Genomic DNA, 20,650 nt, shown 5'->3' on the forward strand with positions numbered 1-20,650 from the left:
AATCAGTCCGTGACCAGGCCGTGCAGCAGGCCGTCCAGCATCACCTTCATCAGTTGGTCGGGATCCGACCACCCACGTCCGGGCTTGGTGATCAAGAGCGAGACCAAGCCGTGGCAGCCGCTCCACAGCACCTCGGCGGCCTCCTTGGCCGAGCCCGAGCGCAGGCGGCCCTGGGCGGCGATCTGGTGCACCGGTTCACTGAACTTCTCGAAGCACCGGTCGCCCAGCGCCATGACATCGGCGCTCTTGTCCTGCGAGATGTGGTCGCCCGTGCTGCAGAACACCAGCTGATAGGTGTTGGGATTGTCGAGGGCGAACTGCATGTACGCCTCCAGCATCACCCGCACCCGCGACACCGGGTCGATCGGCTGGGCGGCGATCTGCGTATTCAGTTCCAGCAGACGCTCGATGGCGTCGTTGCTGATTTCCAGCAGGATCTGGTCCTTGTCGCGGAAGTGCATGTAGAGCGCCGTCGACGACACCCCCACCGCGTCGGCGATCTTGCGGATCGTCGCGCCAGCATACCCCTCGGCGATGAAGATTTTCTCGGCCGCCGCCAGGATCTCGCCTCGGCGCAAGTGCCCGTCACCCTTGGGCTTTCGCGCGGACTTGTGAGGCTTCTTCAGAACGACCGTCACGGACTTGGCTTCCCCTGCATTTCCCCGGTCCGACACTAAACGGGAATCACCCAGCCGTCGCAAGAACGTGCGTCGCAGGAGAATTTCGGGCGAGTCTCGCCTCGCGCGCGCGAGGAGCGCGTCGCAAAACGCGCATTTTTCCATTTGACAGCTTTTGGTTGCGATTCCGTTATGCGCGCCGTTGGGGCGAGCAGCGTTCAGGGAAACTCCATGGCGCGCGAGGAAAGACGGCTGGACTTCGGGTCCAGGCCGATGGGCGGACCTGTGCCTGTCGCACAGGAAGGACCGGCGGAGACCGCCGCGCGGCCAGAGGGGCGTGACGGCGCTCACCAGACGCTTTCGCGCGGCCAGGCGGCCTTCGTGGCCCTGGCCGGGCTGCTGGCGGCCTTGGGCGTGGCGCTGGATCCGAACGGCGCCATGACCGTGATCCATCACCTGTTCTTCGGCGTCTTCCTGCTGGGCGGCGCGACACGCCTGGCGGCGGCCTGCACGCCACTCCCGCCGGTCGGCGTTCCGCCGCTGGCCGAGGCGGACCTGCCGACCTACACCATCATCGCCCCGCTCTATCGCGAAGCCGAGGTGGTGGCCGAACTGATCGAAAACCTGATCGCCATCGACTATCCGCGTGACCGGCTGCAAGCCCTGATCGTGCTGGAGGCCGATGACGAGGTCACCAAGGCCGCCGTGCGCGCCATCGACTTGCCCGCCCTCGTCCAGGTGCTGATCGCCCCGCCGGGCGTCCCCAAGACCAAGCCGCGCGCCTGCAACCACGCCCTGGACCGGGCGCGCGGCGAGCTGGTGGTCATCTACGACGCCGAGGACATGCCCGATCCCAGTCAGCTGCGCGAAGCGGCCGCCCGCTTCGCCGCCTCGGACCCGCGCACGGCCTGCCTGCAAGCGCCTCTGCGGATCGAAGATCCGGGCTTTTCGCTGTTCCTGCCCCACCAGTTTCGGCTGGAATACGCAGCCCATTTCGAGGTGCTGCTGCCGGCCCTGGCCCGCTGGGGCCTGGCCTTTCCGCTGGGCGGCACCAGCAACCATTTCAGGACCGCGCCGCTGCGGGCGATCGGCGGCTGGGATCCCTACAACGTCACCGAAGACGCCGATGTCGGCTTCCGCCTCGCCGCCGCCGGTCATCGCCTGGGCGTGATCGGACGGCCGACCTGGGAGACCGCGCCGACCACGATCGAGCAGTGGTTCCCGCAGCGCGCCCGCTGGATCAAGGGCCACATGCAGACCCTGGCGGTCCACGCGCGCGGCCCGGTTCCGCGCCAGCCACGCAACGCTGTGGCGCTGGTCCTGACGCTGGCCCAGTCGGTGGCGTCTTCCCACCTGCACGGGCCGGTGATGGTCATCGCCATCACGGCGGCGGTGATCGACTACATCCCTGACGCGGCGTTCGGCATCCCTGCCTGGGACCTGATGCTCTACATGCTGGGCTGGGGCTCGGCGGCCATCGCGGGCGCGCGCGGCGTGATGCGGGCCGGCGGCCAGCCCAAGTCGCTACACCTGCTGGGCATGCCCGCCTACTGGCTGCTCCAGAGCGCGGCGGCGGTCAAAGCCCTGCACCAGTTCATCACCGCGCCGCATCGCTGGGACAAGACCCGGCACACGCCCCGCTCTGGACCTCACCACCTCTAAAAAGGTATGGGCGGGCGATGGCTCCCAAGATCGCTCCCGCCCCTCTCGTCATGCGCACCACCGGCTGGGCCGACTACGCCCTGCTGGACAGCGGAAACGGCAAGAAGCTGGAGCGCTACGGCCGCTACACGGTCGTGCGTCCCGAGCCGCAGTGCTTCTGGGCCCCGCGCCTGGACCAGAAGGTCTGGGACAATGCCGATGCCGTCTTCGATCCCACCGACGAGGATGAGGCTGGCCGCTGGCGCTTCAAGGGCAAGCCGATCGAAAAGTTCGATCTGGGCTGGGGCAAGGCCAGGTTCCACGGCCAGTTCACGCCCTTCCGCCACCTGGCCTTCTTCCCCGAGCAGGCGGCCAACTGGGCCTGGCAGGACGAACGGGTGCGGGCGCTGTGCAGCGTGTCAGGCCCTCAGCCGAAGATCTTGAATCTGTTTGGCTATACGGGCGTGGCCTCGCTGGTCTGCGCCGCCGCCGGCGCGGCCGTCACCCACGTGGACGCTTCCAAGAAGTCGGTCGGCTTCGCGCGTGAGAACGCCGCCTTCGCCGGCCTCGCCGACAAGCCGATCCGCTGGATCGTCGAGGACGCCCGCAAGTTCGTGGCCCGCGAGGTTCGGCGCGGCAACACGTACGACGGCATCATCCTTGACCCGCCGAAGTTCGGCCGCGGCGCTGATGGCGAGGTCTGGCGCCTGTTCGAGGACCTGGCCGCCCTGACCAAGGACTGCGCCGCCCTGCTCAGCGACGACGCTTCGTTCCTGCTGATGAACGCCTATGCCGCCCGCGTCTCGGGCGCGGCGATGTCGGGCCTGCTGGCGCAAGAGCTGGAAGGCCGCGGCGGCGTCATCGACTGGGGCGAGCTGTCGCTGGTCGAGGAAAAGGGCGACCGCCAGATCGGCCTGTCGTTCTTCGCCCGCTGGTCGTCGGAGGGGTAAGGGATATGAACGCCAAGACCGTCACCTCTCTGACCAACAACACCGTCAAGGCCGTCCGCGCCCTGCACATGCGCAAGGAGCGCGAGGAGAGCGGCCTGTTCCTGGCCGAGGGCCTGAAGATCGTCATCGAGGCGATCGACTGCGGCCACGCGCCCAAGATCGTCATGTACGGCCCCGACGCGGCCGACCACCCGATGCTGAAGAAGGCCGTCGCGTCTTGCGTGAAGGCCGGCGGCGAGGTCATCGAGGTCAATCGCGAGATCCTGGAAAAGGTCTCGCGCCGCGATAACCCCCAAGCGGTCGTCGCCGTCTTCCGCCAAGTCTACACGCCGCTGTCGGCGATCGTGCCGGAAAGCGCGCCGTGCTGGGTGGCGATGCAGGCCGTCCGCGATCCGGGCAATCTGGGCACCGTGATCCGCACCGCCGACGCGGCCGGCTGCGGCGGGGTGATCCTGGTCGGCGACTGCGTCGACCCCTACTCGGTCGAGGGCGTGCGGGCGACCATGGGCTCGATCTTCGCCGTGAAGATCGCCAAGGCCACGGTGGCCGAGTTCCTGGCCTGGCGCGAGACCTGGCCCGGCAGCGTGGTCGGCACCCTGCTGACCGCCACGGTCGACCACAAGAGCGCCGACTATGTGAAGCCGTCGCTGATCCTGATGGGCAACGAGCAGCAGGGCCTGCCGCCCGAACTGGCCGCCGCCTGCGACGTCAACGTCAAGATCCCGATGCGTGGTCGCGCCGACAGCCTGAACCTGTCGGTTGCCACGGGGATCATGATCTACACGGTCACGGGGTAGCGCTGATGCGGTCGAGGATCCTGACAGGCGCGCTGCTGGCCATCGCCCTCTCCTCCTCTGCCCACGCCAACGACACCTCGGCCGAACTGGCGGCCGGCGGGCTGGTCATCACCAAGAACGACGCCATCGAGATGCGGTCGGAAGACCTCTTCATCTCGCAGGAGGCCGTGCGGGTGACCTACGGCTTCCTCAACACCAGCGGCCGCGACGTCACCATCCGCGTAGCCTTCCCGATGCCCGACATCGGCGGGCCGTACGCGTTCGAGAGCGACATCGCGATCCCTGTGGAGAGCGCGCCCGCCAATATCCTGGCCTTCTCGACCCTGGCCGACGGCAAGCCGGTCAAGACCGAGCTGGAACAGAAGGCCCTGGCGGATGGCGTCGATCGCACCGCCTGGCTGGCCGCCAACCACGTGCCGCTGGCCGTGCACCTGCCCAGCGCGGCCAAGGCGATCGAGGCGCTCTCCCCGGCCAAGCGCGACGAGGCCCGCAAGCTTGGCCTGATCGACGACAATGACGGCCCGGCCTGGGTGTTGCGCTCGACCTATCACTGGCTGCAGACATTCCCGGCCGGAAAGCCGGTGACCATCCAGCACCGCTATACGCCCTCGGTCGGGGCCACGGTCGGCACCATGCTGGGCATGGGCAAGGACACCGACCAGGACACCGTCAAGAAGTACTGCGTCGACAGTTCGATCCAGAGCGCCGTGGCCCGCACCGTCCGCAATGGCGAAGGTCCGCGTTATTTCGAGCGCTGGATCCAGTACGTGCTGGTCACCGGCGGCAACTGGAAAAAGCCGATCGGCGACTTCCGCCTGACGATCGACAAGGGTGCGACCGGCAACCTGGTCAGCTTCTGCGGCGATGGCGTACGCAAGGTCGGGCCGACCCGCTTCGAGATACGCAAGACCAATTGGCGGCCGGAGAAGGATCTGTCGATCCTGTTCCTGATCCCGTTCGAGCAGGCCCGGTAGGAGACACGCGATGCGTTGGCTGGTTCTGTCCCTGGCGCTGCTCGCCTCGCCTGCCCTCGCCCAGCAGATGGCTGACGGCAAGGCCGATGTCAGCGTCGCCGCGCCCGCCTGGGCCAAGGACGCCGGACCGGTGCTGGCCATCGACGCCGCGCACAAGAACTTCCACACGATCGATGGGCGATACGCCCCGTTCGCGGCCCTGGCCCGTAACGACGGCTTCCAGGTGGTCGGCAACGACGCGCCATTCACCGAAGCCAGCCTGGCCAAGGTCCAGTTGCTGGTCATGGCCAATGCGGCGCAGGACCTGAGGCCGGACGAGATCAAGGCCGTCCGCGCCTGGGTCGAGGACGGCGGATCCCTGCTGATCGCCGACCACATGCCCTTCAGCCGCGCCGCCGACGGCCTGGCGCGGGCTTTCGGCTTCCAGTTCGAGAGCAGCTTCGCCTTTGAGCCGGTGCGTGGCCCGGAACTGTTCTCCAGGGCCAACGGCCGGCTTGCCGACAGCCCGGTGACGCCGAAGGACATCAATGCGGTCTACGCCTTCACCGGCACGGTGCTGCATGCGCCGCCAGCCGCCACCGTCGTCATGCGCCTCGGCGCGGGCTGGTCGATCCTTTACCCCACCGAGCCCTGGAAGTTCGACGGCGTCCCGTCCCGCCCTTCTGACGACAAGGACCTGCGCGGCGCGCTCATGGCCGTCGGCAAGGGCCGCGTTGCGATGTTCAGCGAGGCGGCCATGTTCAGCGCCCAACGCCAGGCGGGCGACAAGACCATGGGCTTCAACTATCCGCCGGCCAGGCAGAACAAGGCGTTCATCCTGAACATTCTGAACTGGCTGGGCGGCGCGCCCTAGGTTCCCAGACTACGTCCCTCTGGGCTTGGCCCGCGTGGTCGGCGCCGTGTTGGCCGGATCGTCCGGCCAGACGTGGCGGGGGTAGCGGCCCTTCATCTCGACCTTCACCTCGCGCCAGGAGCCCTTCCAGAAGCCCGGCAGGTCGCGGGTGATCTGGATTGGCTTGTGGCCGGGCGACAGCAGCGACAGCACCAGCGGGACCTTGCCGCCGGCGATGCTGGGATGCTCGGTCAGGCCAAACAGCTCCTGCACGCGGATGTCGATGCGCGGCCCGGCCTCGGCGGCGTAGTCGATGGCCACCGTCGTGCCGGTCGGGGCCGTGAAGCGGGCCGGCAGCATGGCGTCGATCTTCTGCTGCAGGTCCCAAGCGACCAGCGACCGGATCGCGCCGTCCAGGCTGCTTTCGTCGAGACTGGCCAAGGACGAGCGGCCGTGCAGCAGCGGCTCCAGCCACTCGTCCAGGCGGGCGATCAGGGCGGCGTCCGACAGGTCGGGCCAGGCAGCTTCGTCGAGCGCCCGCAGGAAGGCCACCCGGCTGCGGAAGCTCTCGACGCCTTTGCCTAGCCGCAGGGCCGAGAGGCCGTCGGCGCGGACCTGGTCCATCAAGGCGCCGGCGATCATGGCCGGGTCGGGATTCTCGATCAGCCGCTCTTCCAGCACCAGCCGGCCCAGGCGCAGCAGGCGCTTGGCGCGGACCTTGCCGCCGGCGGTCTCCAGGCGGTCCTCGGCGACCAGGCGATCGGCGAAGGTCTCGCGCAGGTCGGCCTCGTCGACGGCGGCGGCCAGCAGGATGCGGTCGCGGCTGTCGCCCCCGCCTAGTTCGCCGACGGCCAGCCACGCCTCGCGGGCCAGGGGATCGGTCGGTTCCAGATAGACGCCGCGCCCGCCGGCCAACTGGAACTCGCCGGGCTTGCCTCGCGCCTTGGCCACGCGCTCGGGATAGGCCTCGGCCAGCATCAGGCCGGTTTCGAGCGTCTTGGCGCCGGAGGGACGACCAGCGGCGCGCGACCAGCGTTCGACCAGGGCCATGGCGTCGCGGCTTCTCGGCGAGCGGTCGCGGTGTAGGTTCTCGAGTCGTCGACGCAGGTCGACATCCTTGCCGCCCAGGCCCTGCTCGGTCAGCACGGCGGCGATCTCGGCCGCCTCGCGGGCCTGCCCGGACGCGGCGGCGCGGACGACCATGTGCGCCAGGCGCGGCGGCAGCGGCATCTCGGCCAAGGCCTTGCCGTGGGCGGTCAAATCGCCCTGCCCGTCCAGCGCCTGGATGCGGGTCAACAGGGTCCGCGCCTCGGCGAAAGCGGCGGCCGGCGGTGGGTCCAGGAAGGTCAGTCCCGAGGGATCCCGCGAGCCCCAGCGGGCCAGGTCCAGGGCCAGGCGCGAAAGGTCGGCCTCCAGGATCTCGGGCCGCGCGAAGGCCGGCAGCGACCGGGTTTCCGGCTCGTCCCACAGGCGATAGCAGACGCCGGGCTCGGTGCGGCCGGCGCGGCCCCGGCGCTGATCGGCGGCGGCGCCGCTGACGCGGACGGTCTCCAAGCGGGTAATGCCCGAGGCGGGATCGTAGCGCGGCACACGCGCCTGGCCGGCGTCGATGACGACGCGGACGCCCTCGATGGTCAGGCTGGTCTCGGCGATCGAGGTGGCCAGCACCACCTTGCGACGCCCGGCCGGCGACGGGCTGATGGCGCGGTCCTGGGCGGCGGGCTCCAGAGCGCCATACAGCGGAGCGATGTCGACATCCGGCCGACGCAGGCGCTCGTTCAGCCAGCTCTCGGCCCGGCGGATCTCACCCTGCCCCGGCAGGAAGACCAGGATCGAGCCCCCCTCCTCCGCCAGAGCCCGCTCGACGGCGCGGCCGACGCGCTCTTCGAGTCGCTGCCGTTCGTCGCGACCCAGATAGCGGGTGTCGACCGGGAACATCCGCCCCTGGCTCTCGACCACCGGCGCGTCGGCCAGCAGTGCTGAGATCCGTGCGCCGTCCAAGGTCGCCGACATCACCAGCAGACGCAGGTCGTCGCGCAACACGCTCTGCACGTCGCGCGCGAAGGCCAGGCCCAGATCCGCGTCCAGGCTGCGCTCGTGGAACTCGTCGAACAGCACCGCGGCGACGCCGTCCAGGCCCGGATCGTCGAGAATCATCCGCGTGAACACGCCCTCGGTGACCACCTCGATCCGCGTCCTGGCCGAGACCTTCGATTGCAAGCGCACGCGGAAGCCGACCGTCTCGCCGACGGATTCGCCCAAGTTGGCGGCCATGCGCGAGGCGGCGGCGCGAGCGGCCAGGCGTCTGGGCTCCAGGACGATGATCTTGCGGCCCTGAACCCACGCCTCGTCCAGCAGGGCCAAGGGAACGGCCGTGGTCTTGCCCGCGCCGGGCGGCGCGACGAGAACAGCGGTTTCCCGTTGTGCGAGGGCGCCTTTCAGCGCCGGAAGGGCCTCGAAAATGGGCAACATCGCGCTCGCTTTAGCGTCAGGCGCACGCGCCGCCAAGCAGCGCTGGACTAGCCAGGGGCGCGGAGAACATTTACGCGCATCCGCTGCTCCACCTTGACCCCATGCTCATAAACGGGTCACGGTCCGCAAAATTTTCTAAAGGCGACCCCCGGGGGGGATCCTTGCCTATCAGGAGGAACTATGTGGCGCGTTAAATCGCTCGATGCGATCCTAGCGACGGCTGAGAAAAAATCCCTTCACCGCTCGCTTGGTCCCATCCAGCTGACGCTGCTGGGTGTCGGCGCGATCATCGGTACGGGGATCTTCGTTCTGACCGCCGCCGCCGCCCAAAAGGCCGGCCCGGGCATGATGTGGTCCTTCGTGATCGCCGGCGCCGTCTGCGCCTTCGCCGCCCTCTGCTACTCCGAACTGGCCTCGATGGTCCCGGTGTCGGGCTCGGCCTACACCTACTCCTACGCCGTGATGGGCGAGCTGCTGGCCTGGATGGTTGGCTGGGCGCTGATCCTGGAATACGCCGTGGCGGCCTCGGCCGTGTCGGTCGGCTGGTCGGGCTACTTCTTGGGCCTCATTGAGAACGCCCTCGGCTTCCACTGGCCCGACGCGCTTCGAGCCGGTCCGGCCTGGTCGATGAACGGCTTCATGCCGGTGGCCGACTTCAGCGCCGGCATCGTCAACGTCCCGGCCATCATCGTGGCCCTGACCGTGACCGCCCTGCTGGTCATCGGCACCACCGAAAGCGCCCGCGTCAACGCCATCCTGGTGGCCATCAAGGTCACCGCCCTGACCGTGTTCGTCGTCATGGCCCTGCCGGTCCTGAAGACCGGCAACTTCTCGCCCTTCACCCCGAATGGCTGGTTCGGCCCGGCCGGCACCACCGGCATGGGCGTGGTCGGCGCCGCCGCCTCGATCTTCTTCGCCTATGTGGGCTTCGACGCCGTCTCGACGGCCGCCGAAGAGACCAAGGACCCGCAACGCAACGTTCCGATCGGTCTGATCGGCTCGCTGGCGCTCTGCACCGTCTTCTACCTGCTGGTCGCCGCTGGCGCGATCGGCGCCGTCGGCGCCCAACCGGTGCACGGTCTGGACGGCTCGGTCGTCCAGCCGGGTTCGGCCGCCTTCACCGCCGCCTGTAACCTGGCCGCCAACAAGGAAGCCCTTGTCTGCTCGAACGAGGCCCTGGCCCACGTCCTGCGCCAGATCAACTTCCCGGTCCTGGGCAACTTCCTGGGCCTGGCTGCCAACCTCGCCCTGCCCTCGGTCATCCTGATGATGATCTACGGCCAGACCCGCATCTTCTTCGTCATGGCCCGCGACGGCCTGCTGCCGAAGAGCTTCGCCACCATCCACCCGAAGTGGAAGACGCCCTACGTCGTCACCATCTTCACCGGCCTCTGCGTCGCCCTCGCCGCCGCCTTCTTCCCGGTGGGTCAGCTGGCCGACATCTCGAACTCGGGCACGCTGTTCGCCTTCTTCATGGTGTCGATCGCCGTGATGGTGCTGCGCGTGAAGGATCCGAACCGTCCGCGTCCGTTCAAGACGCCGCTGGTCTGGGTCATCGCCCCGATCGCCATGGTTGGCTGCGCGGTGCTGTACCTGAACCTGCCCTTCGAGGCGATGGCCGTGCTCCCCGTCTGGGGCGCCATCGGCCTGGTGATCTACTTCGCCTACGGCTTCCGCAAGAGCCACGTCGGCAAGGGCCTGCGCGGCGAAGTCCACGAACTGGACGACGACGCTCCGCCCACCGGCCTGCCCGGCGCGGAATGATCTTGATCTAGGGCCAATAGCCTTTAGGTCGGAAAGGGCGGGCGCTTCGGCTCCCGCCCTTTTTCTTTGGAGGTCGGTCTCATGACCATGCCTATCGGCGCCGTGATCGCCCCGGTCACCCCGCTGCAGCAGAACTGCACGATCGTCTGGTGCACGAAGACCATGAAGGCCGCCGTCATCGACCCGGGCGGCGAGGTCGACCGCCTGCTCAAGGCCATCGCTGACAAGGGCCTGACCCTGGAGAAGATCTGGATCACCCACGGTCACATGGACCACGCCGGCGGCGCGGCCGAGCTGAAGGTGCGCACCGGCGTCCCGATCGAGGGCCCGCACGAGGACGACCAGTTCTGGATCGACCAGATCCAGCAGTCCGGCGAGATGTACGGCATGCCCGAGGCTCGGATCTTCGTCAGCGACCGCTGGCTGAAGGACGGCGACACCGTCACCCTGGGCGAGACCGAGTGGGAGGTCTTCCACTGCCCCGGCCACACGCCCGGCCACGTGGTGTTCTTCCACCGCGAGACCAAGTTCGCCCAGGTCGGCGACGTGCTGTTCCAGGGCTCGATCGGCCGCACCGACTTCCCGCGCGGCAATCACCAGGACCTGATCGACTCGATCACCCAGAAACTGTGGCCGCTGGGCGAGGACGTGCGCTTCGTGCCGGGCCACGGGCCGATGTCGACCTTCGGGGCCGAGCGGCGCAGCAATCCGTTCGTCGCGGATCGGGTGGTCGCAGCGATGCAGGCTCAGGGAAGCGCCTACCAGGCTCCGAAGAACCATTCGCCAGGCTAGCGGGATCATCGAGACCCGGCCCGTTCAAGGGGGGCTAAAACGGGCCAGGCCTCAACGCCGTCGGCCCGCTTAGGGTGGGGGAAAGCGGCCCGCCGGTGCGACACTGGATCGCACGAGCGGGTTGCGTCGCTGTTTCAGGCGTGAAATCTGAGCGTGACGGGGGCGTGACAGGAACGATCCATGGAAAATGTCCAGAACACCGCCCCAGGCGCCATCGGCCAAGGTGACCTCGACGCTCCCCGCGGCGCGGCCCCGCGTATCCTGATCGTCGATGACGATCCCGGCATCCGCGACGTCGTTTCCGATTTCCTGACCCGCCACGGCTACGCGGTCGAGACGGCCCAGGACGCCCGCACCATGGAGCAGGTCCTGGCGCGCGGCCCGATCGACCTGATCGTGCTGGATGTCATGCTGCCCGGCGAAGACGGTCTGGCCATCTGCCGCCGCCTGTCGGCCGCCGCCGACGGTCCGGCGATCATCATGCTGTCGGCCATGGGCGAAGAGACCGACCGCATCGTCGGCCTGGAGCTGGGCGCCGACGACTACCTGCCCAAGCCCTGCAATCCCCGCGAACTCCTGGCCCGCGTCCGCGCCGTGCTGCGCCGCCGCCAGGAGCCGCGCGCGGTCGACGACGCCATGGGTGCGGCCTGCGAGTTCGCCGGCTGGCGCTTGGACCTGGTGCGCCGCGAACTGCGCTCGCCCCAGTCCGTGGTCGTGAACCTCTCCAGCGGCGAGTTTTCGCTGCTGCGCGCCTTCGTCGAGCGTCCGCAGCGGGTCTTGACCCGCGACCAACTGCTGGACCTGGCCCGCGGCCGCGACAGCGACGCCTATGACCGCGCTATCGACGTTCAGATCAGCCGTCTTCGCCGCAAGCTGGATGACGGCGGCGGCAGCGAGCTGATCCGCACGATCCGCAGCGAAGGCTACATGTTCACCGCAAAGGTCGTCCGCACCCCATGACCCTGCTCCGGCGCGGCGCGCCGCTGTTCGTCCAGGCCCTGGGCCTCGTCATCATCACCCTGGTGGCGGCCCAGCTGATCTCGATCGCGGTTATCTTCAACCTGCCCCCGCCCCCGCCGGAGTTCTACCGGTCCAGCGAGATCGCGCGCGCGATCAAGACCGGCCAATCCGTGCCCAGCCGCGACGGCCGCGCCCTGGTCGTCCGCCACCACGGCTCGGTCCGCGCCATCGGCCCCGACAACCCGCGCCGCGCCGAGTTCAAGGCCGAGATGAGCCGTCTGCTGGACGTGCCGGTCAACCGCATCGAGATCCAGATCGACAACGGCCCGCGCTTCTTCGTGCGCCGCCAGCCGGTCACCCCGCCCAAGACCGATCCCGCGCCGCCGCCGAACCGCGCCCGCGAGCCCTTCGCCCGCGAGCCGGGCGGCAAGCCGCAGGGCAAGGACGAACAGCTGATGTTCGGCGACTTCAAGCTGGGCGTGCGCCAGAGCGACGGCCACTGGCTGATCGTCGAACCCAAGCCGACCTTCTTCCGTTTCGACAGCTGGCAGCAGCGCGTGCTGCTGATCCTGTTCCTGTCGGTGGCCGCCGTGACGCCGCTGGCGTGGCTGTTCGCCCGCCGCCTGGCCCAGCCGATCACCGCCTTCGCCGACGCCGCCGAGCGCCTGGGCAAGGACCCGCGTACGCCGCCGCTGGCCATGTCCGGCTCCAGCGAGGTGCTGGCCGCCGCCACCGCCTTTAACATGATGCAGGAGCGCCTGCGCCGCTACGTCGAGGACCGCACGGCCATGGTCGGGGCCATCGCCCACGACCTGCGCACGCCCCTGACCCGCCTTAAGTTCCGCATCGAGGCCGCGCCAGACGATGTGCGGCCCAAGCTGGCCGCCGACATCGACCAGATGGAGGCGATGATCGCCGCCACCTTGGGCTTCGTGCGCGACACCAGCCGTCCGGCCGAACGCACCAAGCTGGAACTGTCCTCGCTGCTGGAAAGCGTGATGGACGAAGCGGCCGAGACCGGTGGCGACACCACGGTCGATCGCTCCGAGAAGGTGGTGATCGAAGGTGACCCTGTGGCCTTGAAGCGCCTGGTCGCCAACCTGGTCGAGAACGCCCTGAAATACGGCGGGACGGCGCGCGGCCGGGTCTATGCCGAGGGCCACATGGCGATCATCGAGATCGAGGACAACGGCCCCGGCGTGCCGCCGGCCGAGCTGGAGCGGGTGTTCGAGCCCTTCTATCGCGGCGAACCATCGCGCAACCGCGAGACCGGCGGCATCGGGCTGGGCCTGGCGGTCGTCCGCTCGCTGGCCCGCGCCCATGGCGGCGACGTGACCCTGCACAATCGCACGGGCGGCGGCCTGCGCGCCTGCGTCTTCCTGCCGGCCTGATAGCCGCCAGCAAGGCTGAGTGGCGCTTTGCGGCGAAAGCTGGGCGGATGTTGCCGCCTGGCAAGGCTCTAGGCCAAGCCTGACATCGCCGGGAAATCCAGACGAGCTTCAAAGCTCGGCTGACAGGAGACCCCATGCGTATGACCCTTCGCTCGCTCGGCCTGACCGCCCTCCTCGCCGTCTCGCTGGCCGGCTGCGCGTCCGCGCCGCCGGAACGGCCGCACGGACGAGGCGGCCCTCCGCCAGGCGAAGGCGCCGGCGCCATGCGTGGCCCGCAGCTGTTCATCAGCCCGGCCGGCGAACCCTTCCGCGCGCCGCCCGGCGCTCCCTACCCGGTCAAGACCTGGTTCGACGGCGCCGACGCCAATCACGACGGCGCGCTGAGCCGGGACGAGTTCGTGGCCGACAGCCTCCGTTTCTTCGCCGTGGTCGATGTCGACAAGAACGGCGTCATCGACGGCTTCGAGGTCTCCAACTACGAAACCCGTATCGCGCCCGAGATCATCGGCGGCGTGGCGCCCGGCTCCATGCGACGCGGGCCGATGGGCCAGGGTCCGGACGGCGACGACGACGCCCCACGCCGGCGCCCGCAAGGGACCAACGTGCTGCAGGGCGCGGCGCTGTTTGGGCTGATCGCCGAGCCGGAACCGGTCATGGCTTCGGACGGCGACTTCGACCGCCGGATCACCCAGGCCGAGGCGACCAAGGCGGCCAAGACCCGCTTTGCCCTGCTCGACACCGACAAGGACGGCGTCCTGAAGCTGGAGGAGCTGCCCAAGACCCCCGCCCAGACGGGCCTGCGCCCCGGCGCCAAGGGCAGCAAGGGCAAGGGCGGCGGCATGGGCCGTCGCGGCGGTGGCGGCGGTCGCGGGGGCGGTCACCGCCGTGGTTAGCCGCCGATCAGGCCCGCGATGATGTTGATGCCTAGAGCCAGGATGGCGGTGTTGTAGAAATAGGCCGCCGCGGCGTGGGCGGTGACCAGCTTGCGCAGCTTCGAGGTCAGGATGCTGTTGTCCGACACCTGGAAGGTCGCCCCCACGCTGAAGGCCAGATAGGCGAAGTCCATGTAACTGGTGGGCGGCTCGCCCGGAAAACCGATGCCGCCCTTGCCCTTCCCGTCACCGAAGTGGCGATGGGCGTAGTGCAGGACAAAGGCCGACTGCAGCACCAGCCACGACAGCACCAGGGTCACCCCGGCGCAGGCGCCGATGAAGGCCTTCGTCGCGTCGGCAGCGCTCTTGACAGCGATCATGGCGTCGACCACCGCGCCCAAGCTCGCGGCGATGGCGGCCAGGACGATCAGCAGCAGAATCGGCACGCCCTCGTCTTCCTGCGCCGCCCGCGAACGAACCTCGGCCTCATCGGCCTTGAGAAACAGCAACCACGTCGTGAACAGATAGACCAGCGCGGCGGCGTCCCAGCCCAGCAACAGGTGCGATCCCTTCGGCGCGCCAAAATATTTCGCCGCGCTCCAACTGATTATTCCGGCGGCGAGACCGGCGGCCAAACGCCAGTGGGACGCGGCGCGATCGACCATCTGCTTGGACTTTCGGGTCATTCTCCGACGACTCCTTAATGGCCGGTCTGTCTCGGTGCGGCGTAATTAGTGTGATCCGCGTGTGAACCGAAAGCGTCTTCGCTGGTTACTTCACCGGAACGATCAGGAAACGACACCAGTGACCGACCCAGACGCCCCGCCTCCGCCCGAGCCTAAACCGCCCGAGTACGAGCCTGGCGTCATCCCCGTCGAGGAGCCCCCCACCTCGCCGCCGGTCGATCCAGGGGACGACCGTCCCTATGGCGCCGCGACCTGAACATCCGTCCAGTACAAGACCCGACCAGGAGCCCCCACATGGACATCGATAGCGAACGTCCCCGCGGTCGTCGCGGTTTCGCCGCCATGGACCCGGAACGCCGCCGCGAAATCGCCAGGAAGGGCGGAGCTAGCGTGCCCAGCGAAAAGCGCAGCTTCGCCAAGGATCGAGACCTGGCGGCCAACGCCGGACGCAAGGGCGGTTCGTCCTCGCGCGGCGGTCGTCCCGGCGAACGCCTCTAAGGGGCGACAAGCGGAACACGATCCAGACGCGCCGGTCCCGATCTTCGGAACCGGCGCGTTTTCGCGCGTGTGTGGGAGGCTTAATGCCTGACCGTCGCCCTAGGCGGTCAGGGCGTAAACCGCGAAGGTGGGATTCTCGCTGACCCAGCGCTGGGCCACGGTCCAGCCGGCGCGCTTGGCGATCTGTTCGAAGGCTTCGGCCGGATACTTGTACGAGTTCTCGGTGTGGATGGTCTCGCCGGCGGCGAACCGGAAGCCGTAGTCGCCGACCATGACGATCTGGTCGCGCGTGCTCTCCAGATGCATCTCGATGCGGCTCTCCTGCGCGTTCCACACCGCCTTGTGAGTGAAGGCGGCCGGGTCGAAGGTCCCGCCCAGCTCGCGATTGATGTGCACGAGGACGTTGCGGTTGAACGCCGCCGTTACGCCCTGCGCGTCGTCATAGGCCGGGATCAGCACGGCCGGGTCCTTGGCGACATCGGCCCCGACGATGAACAACGAGCCCTCGCCCAGCAACGTCCGCGCCTGGCGCAGCAACGCCTCGGCCTCGTCCGGCGCGAAATTGCCGATGGTCGAGCCGGGGAAGAACCCGACGGGCGTGTGGCCCTTGGCGCCTTCGGGCAGGGTCATGGCCTTGGTGAAGTCGTCAACCAGCGGGGCGACAGCCAGGTTCGGATAGGCCTTGCGCAGGCTGGTGGCGGCCTCGTCCAGGGCGGTCGGGCTGATATCGATCGGGGCGTAGACGGCGATCTGCGGCGCGGCGTCCAGCACGATGCGGGTCTTGGTGCTGGCCCCGCTGCCGAACTCGACCAGGGCCGCGCCATCCGGGATGCGCGCGGCGATCTCCGGCGCGATCTGGCGCAGCAACGCTGTCTCGGTGCGGGTCAGGTAGTATTCCGGCAGCTCGCAGATCGCCTCGAACAGGCGCGAGCCTTCGGCGTCGTAGAAGTACTTGGCCGGCAGGGTCTTGGGCGAGGCCGACAGACCTTTCACCACCTCGTCCAGGAAGCTGTCGCCCGGCTTGACCTCGCTGAGACGATCATCGTCGGCCAGGCGCACCCCGCCGAACATCCAACGGCTGCCCGGATGGAAGAAGTTGCGGTAGGTCGAGCGCGTATGCCCCGGCGGCGTGGCCTCACAGCCGCCGCGCAGGGTCATCTGGCTGACCATGAACTTGCCGTTGTACTCGCCCAGCGCGCCGGGCCCGGGCTTGAAGCCGGGATACGCGCCGTAGGCGCTGGCGGTCCACTGCCACGCGCCGCCATAGAGCTGGCGCAAGGCGGTCATGCCGCTGGCGGTGGCGGCGGCCTCCCACTCAGCCTCGGTCGGCAGGCGGCGCCCGCTCCAGGCGGCGTAGGCGGCGGCCTCGTAATAGCTGACATGGACGACGGGCGCGTTCGGATCGACCGGATGGCGGCCGCGCAGGGTCATGGTGGTCCAGGCGCCGTCCTCGTCGCGGCGCCAGTAGCCAGGAGCTTCCCAGCCCTCGGCATTGACCGTGGCCCAGCCCTCGGACAGCCACAGGTCGGCGCGGCCATAGCCGCCGGCCTCGATGAAGGCTAGCCACTCGCCATTGGTCACCAGGCGGTCCGATAGCCGGAACGGCGCGACATAGGTCTTGTGGCGCGGGCGCTCGTTGTCGAAGGCGAAGCCGGCTTCGCAAGCGCCGATCTCGACCAGGCCGCCGGCGAAGCGGTGGAAGCGCTGCGGGCCGGGATCCGGCCGCGCCGGCGCGGCGCCGGGCTGGTAGGCCGGGCTCAGCGGCGACTGGGCGAAGAGGTGCAGGATGTCCATCAGGATCAGCTCCTGGTGCTGCTCCTCATGGTTCAGGCCCAGCTCCAGCCGTTCACGGATCTCGGGCGTCAGCGGACCTTCCAGCAGGCGGACCATGGCCGCGTCGACATGGGCGCGATAGGCGCCGACTGCCTGGGCCGACGGACGGGTCAGGAGGCCCCGCTGCGGGCGCGGCTGACGCGGACCGACGGCCTCGTAGTACGAATTGAATAGGTAGCCGAAGGCGGGGTCGTAGACCGTGTAGCCCGGCAGGAACGGCGTCAGCAGGAAGGTCTCGAAGAACCAGGTCGTATGGCCCCGGTGCCATTTGGTCGGGCTGGCGTCGGGCATCGACTGGGCCGATTGGTCCTCGGGAGACAGCGGCGCGGCCAGGGTCTCGGTGCGTCGGCGCACCATCTGATAGCGATCCACGAGCGCTTCAACGGAGCATTCCGCGACAGTCATCGCGGGCATATCGTCCGGGGTCATGAGCACTCCTGCGGGAACCGGCGGGCCAAGCTTAAGCCCAGGCGACGACAACGTTCCCGGAACTTCGGTGTTCCGCCGCGCCCTGACAAGGACGCTACCCGCGCGCTGCTGCCAGGATGTGACAGGAGCAGACACGCAAGGCTTGAACGGAAAAACTCAAATCGAGCGCAGAAACCTTGGAGGGCGCCGGTTTGCGGAGACGTCTACCTAGTGGAGGACGTCGGCAGCCCCTTACGTCGACGGACCTGCCGGTCGGGGAATTGAGCAGCTCCGACCGGCGATCCCACCCAGCAAAAGCTAATCTTGCCCCTCACTCTTCGAGCGGCGCGTCCAGCAGAGCGTCGATCATCGCCTGCAGCACTTCGGTGGCGCGCTTGGGCGAAAGCTCCTGGTCGCGGCGCAGCCGGTTCCAGGCGTCGAAGCTGAGCAGCAGGTCGATGGCCTCGAAGCGGACGCGATCCTTGGCCAGTTCCGGCGGTAGCTGATAGCGCAGGATCTCGCGCGAGATCTCGACCATCTTGGCGCTGTCCAAAGCCAGGGCCGGCGAATGATGGCGATGAGCTTCAGAGGCCCGCTTGAACGGCCCGACCTTCTCGTAGGCCCCGCCCCGGCGCTCGACCAGCTCCAGCACCCGCTCGCGCCAGGTGACACCCTTGAAGGGGGTGTGGACCAGGGCCATCAGCTCGGCCTCGATCACCGCCGACATCTCGCGATACAGGCTCTCGAGATCCTTGAAGTGACGGAAGACCGTGCGCAGACCGACATCGGCGCGGGTGGCCACCAGCTCGGCCGACGGCGAGGGATCACCCTCGCGGACCAGTTCCAGCATGGCGGCGACGATGCGGGCCCGGCTGTCCTGCGAGCGCCGGCGGCGGCCATCCGCCTCCACGATCTTTGGGGACGGCGCCTCGACGTCTGGATGGACTTGGCGCTTGGCGGCGCTCACGATCCGGCTTCTCCCTGCTGCTCCGCTTGAGTAGACCGCCCGCGCGCGCTCGGCCACCTAAAACGGAAGAAGGTTCAGCCGGTTCGACCATAGGACGTCCTGGCCGCCCACTGGCAGCGAGGCGAAATCGCCGTCGTGGCCGACCTTCAGAGGTCCGCCGAAGATGGCCCTCGAGCGCCCCAGGAACGGCCCCTCCAGCGCCTTGACCGGCAGCGGCGGGATGACGTGGTAGAACATCAGCGCCTTGACCCCCGCGTCCTTGGCCTCGCGCGCGGCCACCTCGGGCGGGGTGTGGTAGCTGAGGATGTCGTGGAAGATACGGGCGTAGTTCTCGCGCCCCGCGGCCAGGGCGGCCGCGCGCTGGTCGGCCACCAGGTTCGGAGCCAAACCTTCGTGCAGCAGCATGTCGGCGCCCTTGGCGGCGCGGACCAGGCGCTCGGACGGCCCTGTGTCGCCGCTGATCACGACGCTGCGCCCTTTGTATTCGAAGCGGTAGCCGACCGCGCCCTCGACCGGATGGTGCGAGACCGGGAAGGCCCAGACCTTCAGGCCGGGCTTTTCCAAAACCAGCACGTCGGGCCCATTCGGATCCGCGACGAAGGCGTGCGGCGTCCCGCCGAAACCCGACGGCGGCGCGACGGTCTCGCCATGGTGGGCGATGCGATAGCCGCGATCGGGGCCATAGGCTTGCTGGAAGCCCTGGACGACCGGCTCCAGGCCCGGGGGGCCGTGGATCGGCAGCGGCGCCCTGGCCGCCCCGGCCGCCCAGCGCTGCAGCATCAGCTCGCCCAGGTCGCCGATGTGGTCGGAGTGGTAGTGGGTCAGGAAGACGCCCGAAACGCGTGGCGGCGGGAGGTTCATCAAGAGCAGGTTGCGGGTCGAGCCCGGCCCGGAATCGACGACGAACAGGTCCCTGCCCGCCACTACCGCTACGCAGGGTCCGCTTCGCGTCGGATCGGCCATGGGCGAGCCCGAGCCGCACAGGCCGACATGCAGCCCGTCCGGCAGCGCCGCGATCGGATCCTCGGCCATGATCTGCCGATAGACCTTGCTCATCCCCGCCTCGGCCAGGCGACCACGCAGCAGCCAGCCGCTTCCTGCCGCCAGCACGGCGATGGCGCCCACGACACCAAGACCGATCCAGACCTTACGCATATTCCGCCTCCCCTCGTCTTCATCGCGAGCCTTGACCGAATGACCACATAATGACACTCGTAGTGTCAATATGAATCCGCGATGCGGACGGGAGGAAACGCCATGGACGTGTTGCGGACGCCGGACGAGCGGTTCGAGGGACTGGCAGACTGGCCCTATGCGCCGCGCTACACCCCGGTATTCGACGCCGACGGCACGGCGCTGCGCATCCATCACGTGGATGAAGGCCCCAAGGACCAGCGGCCGATCCTGCTGATGCACGGCGAGCCGTCCTGGGCTTACCTCAATCGCCACGTCATCGCCGACCTGACCAAGCGCGGCCGGCGGGCGATCGCGCCGGACCTGGTGGGCTTTGGCCGCTCGGACAAGCCGGCCGCCCGCACCGACTACACCTATGAGCGGCACGTCGCATGGATGAGCGACTGGCTGGTCCGCAACGAGCTGACCGACATCGTCCTGTTCTGCCAGGACTGGGGTGGCTTGATCGGCCTGCGCCTGGTGGCGGCCTTCCCCGATCGGTTCGCCGCCGTGGTGGTGTCCAACACCGGCCTGCCGATCGGCGTGGGCAAGAGCGAGGCCTTCGAGGCCTGGCTGAACTTCAGCCAGAACGTCCCGGAGCTGCCGATCGGCCTCCTCCTGAACGGCGGCTCGGCGCGTGAGCTGACGGAGGCCGAGCGCGCCGCCTACGACGCCCCCTTCCCCGACGAGACCTACAAGGAAGGCGCGCGCATCTTCCCGGCTCTGGTGCCGATCACGCCCGAGCACGCCTCGGTGGCCGAGAACAAGGCCGCTTGGGCCGTGCTGGAGCGGTTCGACAAGCCGTTCGTCACGGCCTTCAGCGACGCCGACCCGATCACGCGCGGCGGCGAGACGGTGTTCCAGGCCCGCGTGCCGGGGGCAAAAACGGTCGCTCACACGACGCTCAAGGGCGGGCACTTCGTCCAGGAAGACAGTCCGGGCGAAATCGCCGCCCTGCTGGACGCCCTGGCGGGGTCATTACCCGTTTCCAGTTCGGATGCGCTGGAAACCGTCTAACTTCAC

The 20,650-nt window shown here is 68.7% G+C and carries 19 protein-coding genes; 13 read left to right on the forward strand and 6 right to left on the reverse strand.

Annotated elements, in window-relative coordinates; translation table 11 throughout:
* Nucleotides 1-2 precede the first annotated feature (2 nt).
* A complete protein-coding gene (locus J7528_RS09695; RefSeq protein WP_291873366.1) occupies nucleotides 3-638 on the reverse strand; it encodes a TetR/AcrR family transcriptional regulator in 636 nt (211 codons plus the stop codon).
* A gap of 210 nt (nucleotides 639-848) precedes the next feature.
* On the opposite strand from J7528_RS09695, the gene J7528_RS09700 reads away from it, so the two are divergent.
* From J7528_RS09700 to J7528_RS09720, 5 genes are read left to right on the forward strand one after another with little or no spacing between them, the layout of a single operon-like run.
* Nucleotides 849-2,279, forward strand: coding sequence for a glycosyltransferase (locus J7528_RS09700; RefSeq protein ID WP_291873367.1), 1,431 nt, complete (start codon nucleotides 849-851; stop codon nucleotides 2,277-2,279).
* Between the two features lie 17 nt (nucleotides 2,280-2,296).
* Nucleotides 2,297-3,208, forward strand: coding sequence for a class I SAM-dependent methyltransferase (locus tag J7528_RS09705; RefSeq protein ID WP_291873368.1), 912 nt, complete (start codon nucleotides 2,297-2,299; stop codon nucleotides 3,206-3,208).
* 5 nt (nucleotides 3,209-3,213) lie between these two features.
* Nucleotides 3,214-4,005: an RNA methyltransferase gene (locus J7528_RS09710; protein ID WP_291873370.1), complete on the forward strand. Its 792-nt coding sequence runs from the start codon at nucleotides 3,214-3,216 to the stop codon at nucleotides 4,003-4,005.
* A 5-nt stretch (nucleotides 4,006-4,010) separates the two neighbouring features.
* On the forward strand, nucleotides 4,011-4,979 hold the full coding sequence (locus J7528_RS09715; RefSeq protein ID WP_291873372.1) for a DUF4424 domain-containing protein: 969 nt from the start codon (nucleotides 4,011-4,013) through the stop codon (nucleotides 4,977-4,979).
* A gap of 10 nt (nucleotides 4,980-4,989) precedes the next feature.
* The gene (locus tag J7528_RS09720) at nucleotides 4,990-5,832 is read left to right on the forward strand and encodes a DUF4350 domain-containing protein (RefSeq protein ID WP_291873373.1); all 843 of its coding nucleotides are present in this window, start codon (nucleotides 4,990-4,992) and stop codon (nucleotides 5,830-5,832) included.
* Between the two features lie 9 nt (nucleotides 5,833-5,841).
* On the opposite strand, the gene hrpB is transcribed toward J7528_RS09720, so the two are convergent.
* On the reverse strand, nucleotides 5,842-8,283 hold the full coding sequence (hrpB, locus tag J7528_RS09725; RefSeq protein WP_291873375.1) for an ATP-dependent helicase HrpB: 2,442 nt from the start codon (nucleotides 8,281-8,283) through the stop codon (nucleotides 5,842-5,844).
* A gap of 180 nt (nucleotides 8,284-8,463) precedes the next feature.
* Between hrpB and J7528_RS09730 the strand changes: the two genes are divergently transcribed.
* From J7528_RS09730 to J7528_RS09750, 5 genes are all read left to right on the forward strand, one after another.
* Nucleotides 8,464-10,047: an amino acid permease gene (locus J7528_RS09730; RefSeq protein WP_291873377.1), complete on the forward strand. Its 1,584-nt coding sequence runs from the start codon at nucleotides 8,464-8,466 to the stop codon at nucleotides 10,045-10,047.
* Between the two features lie 81 nt (nucleotides 10,048-10,128).
* A complete protein-coding gene (locus J7528_RS09735) occupies nucleotides 10,129-10,839 on the forward strand; it encodes an MBL fold metallo-hydrolase (protein ID WP_291873379.1) in 711 nt (236 codons plus the stop codon).
* A gap of 180 nt (nucleotides 10,840-11,019) precedes the next feature.
* Complete coding sequence (locus J7528_RS09740) at nucleotides 11,020-11,799, forward strand: response regulator (RefSeq protein WP_291873381.1); 780 nt, start codon at nucleotides 11,020-11,022, stop codon at nucleotides 11,797-11,799.
* On the forward strand, nucleotides 11,796-13,190 hold the full coding sequence (locus J7528_RS09745; RefSeq protein WP_291873383.1) for an ATP-binding protein: 1,395 nt from the start codon (nucleotides 11,796-11,798) through the stop codon (nucleotides 13,188-13,190). The genes J7528_RS09740 and J7528_RS09745 overlap by 4 nt, the downstream gene beginning before the upstream one ends.
* 140 nt (nucleotides 13,191-13,330) lie before the next feature.
* Nucleotides 13,331-14,083 (forward strand): hypothetical protein, encoded by a 753-nt coding sequence (locus J7528_RS09750; RefSeq protein ID WP_291873503.1) that lies wholly within the window; start codon nucleotides 13,331-13,333, stop codon nucleotides 14,081-14,083.
* On the opposite strand, the gene J7528_RS09755 is transcribed toward J7528_RS09750, so the two are convergent.
* Nucleotides 14,080-14,748, reverse strand: a complete 669-nt coding sequence (locus J7528_RS09755; protein WP_291873385.1) for a DUF1345 domain-containing protein — start codon at nucleotides 14,746-14,748, stop codon at nucleotides 14,080-14,082. The two genes, J7528_RS09750 and J7528_RS09755, sit on opposite strands and share 4 nt — an antisense overlap.
* 118 nt (nucleotides 14,749-14,866) lie before the next feature.
* On the opposite strand from J7528_RS09755, the gene J7528_RS09760 reads away from it, so the two are divergent.
* Nucleotides 14,867-15,004 carry a hypothetical protein gene (locus J7528_RS09760; RefSeq protein WP_291873387.1) on the forward strand — a complete coding sequence of 46 codons (138 nt, stop codon included), beginning with the start codon at nucleotides 14,867-14,869 and terminating at the stop codon, nucleotides 15,002-15,004.
* A gap of 38 nt (nucleotides 15,005-15,042) precedes the next feature.
* Nucleotides 15,043-15,246 carry a general stress protein gene (locus J7528_RS09765; protein ID WP_291873389.1) on the forward strand — a complete coding sequence of 68 codons (204 nt, stop codon included), beginning with the start codon at nucleotides 15,043-15,045 and terminating at the stop codon, nucleotides 15,244-15,246.
* A 99-nt stretch (nucleotides 15,247-15,345) separates the two neighbouring features.
* On the opposite strand, the gene egtB is transcribed toward J7528_RS09765, so the two are convergent.
* The 3 genes from egtB to J7528_RS09780 all read right to left on the reverse strand — a co-directional run bounded on the left by egtB (nucleotide 15,346) and on the right by J7528_RS09780 (nucleotide 19,609).
* Entirely contained in the window at nucleotides 15,346-17,508 is a 2,163-nt protein-coding gene (gene egtB, locus J7528_RS09770; RefSeq protein ID WP_291873391.1) for an ergothioneine biosynthesis protein EgtB, read from the reverse strand.
* A 310-nt stretch (nucleotides 17,509-17,818) separates the two neighbouring features.
* Nucleotides 17,819-18,400, reverse strand: coding sequence for a TetR/AcrR family transcriptional regulator (locus J7528_RS09775; RefSeq protein ID WP_291873505.1), 582 nt, complete (start codon nucleotides 18,398-18,400; stop codon nucleotides 17,819-17,821).
* Nucleotides 18,401-18,511: 111 nt separating this feature from the next.
* Nucleotides 18,512-19,609: an MBL fold metallo-hydrolase gene (locus tag J7528_RS09780; protein WP_291873393.1), complete on the reverse strand. Its 1,098-nt coding sequence runs from the start codon at nucleotides 19,607-19,609 to the stop codon at nucleotides 18,512-18,514.
* Nucleotides 19,610-19,711: 102 nt separating this feature from the next.
* On the opposite strand from J7528_RS09780, the gene J7528_RS09785 reads away from it, so the two are divergent.
* Nucleotides 19,712-20,644 carry a haloalkane dehalogenase gene (locus tag J7528_RS09785; RefSeq protein ID WP_291873395.1) on the forward strand — a complete coding sequence of 311 codons (933 nt, stop codon included), beginning with the start codon at nucleotides 19,712-19,714 and terminating at the stop codon, nucleotides 20,642-20,644.
* Nucleotides 20,645-20,650 lie beyond the last annotated feature (6 nt).

The organism is Caulobacter sp. (assembly GCF_017744445.1).
Classification (GTDB): domain Bacteria; phylum Pseudomonadota; class Alphaproteobacteria; order Caulobacterales; family Caulobacteraceae; genus Caulobacter.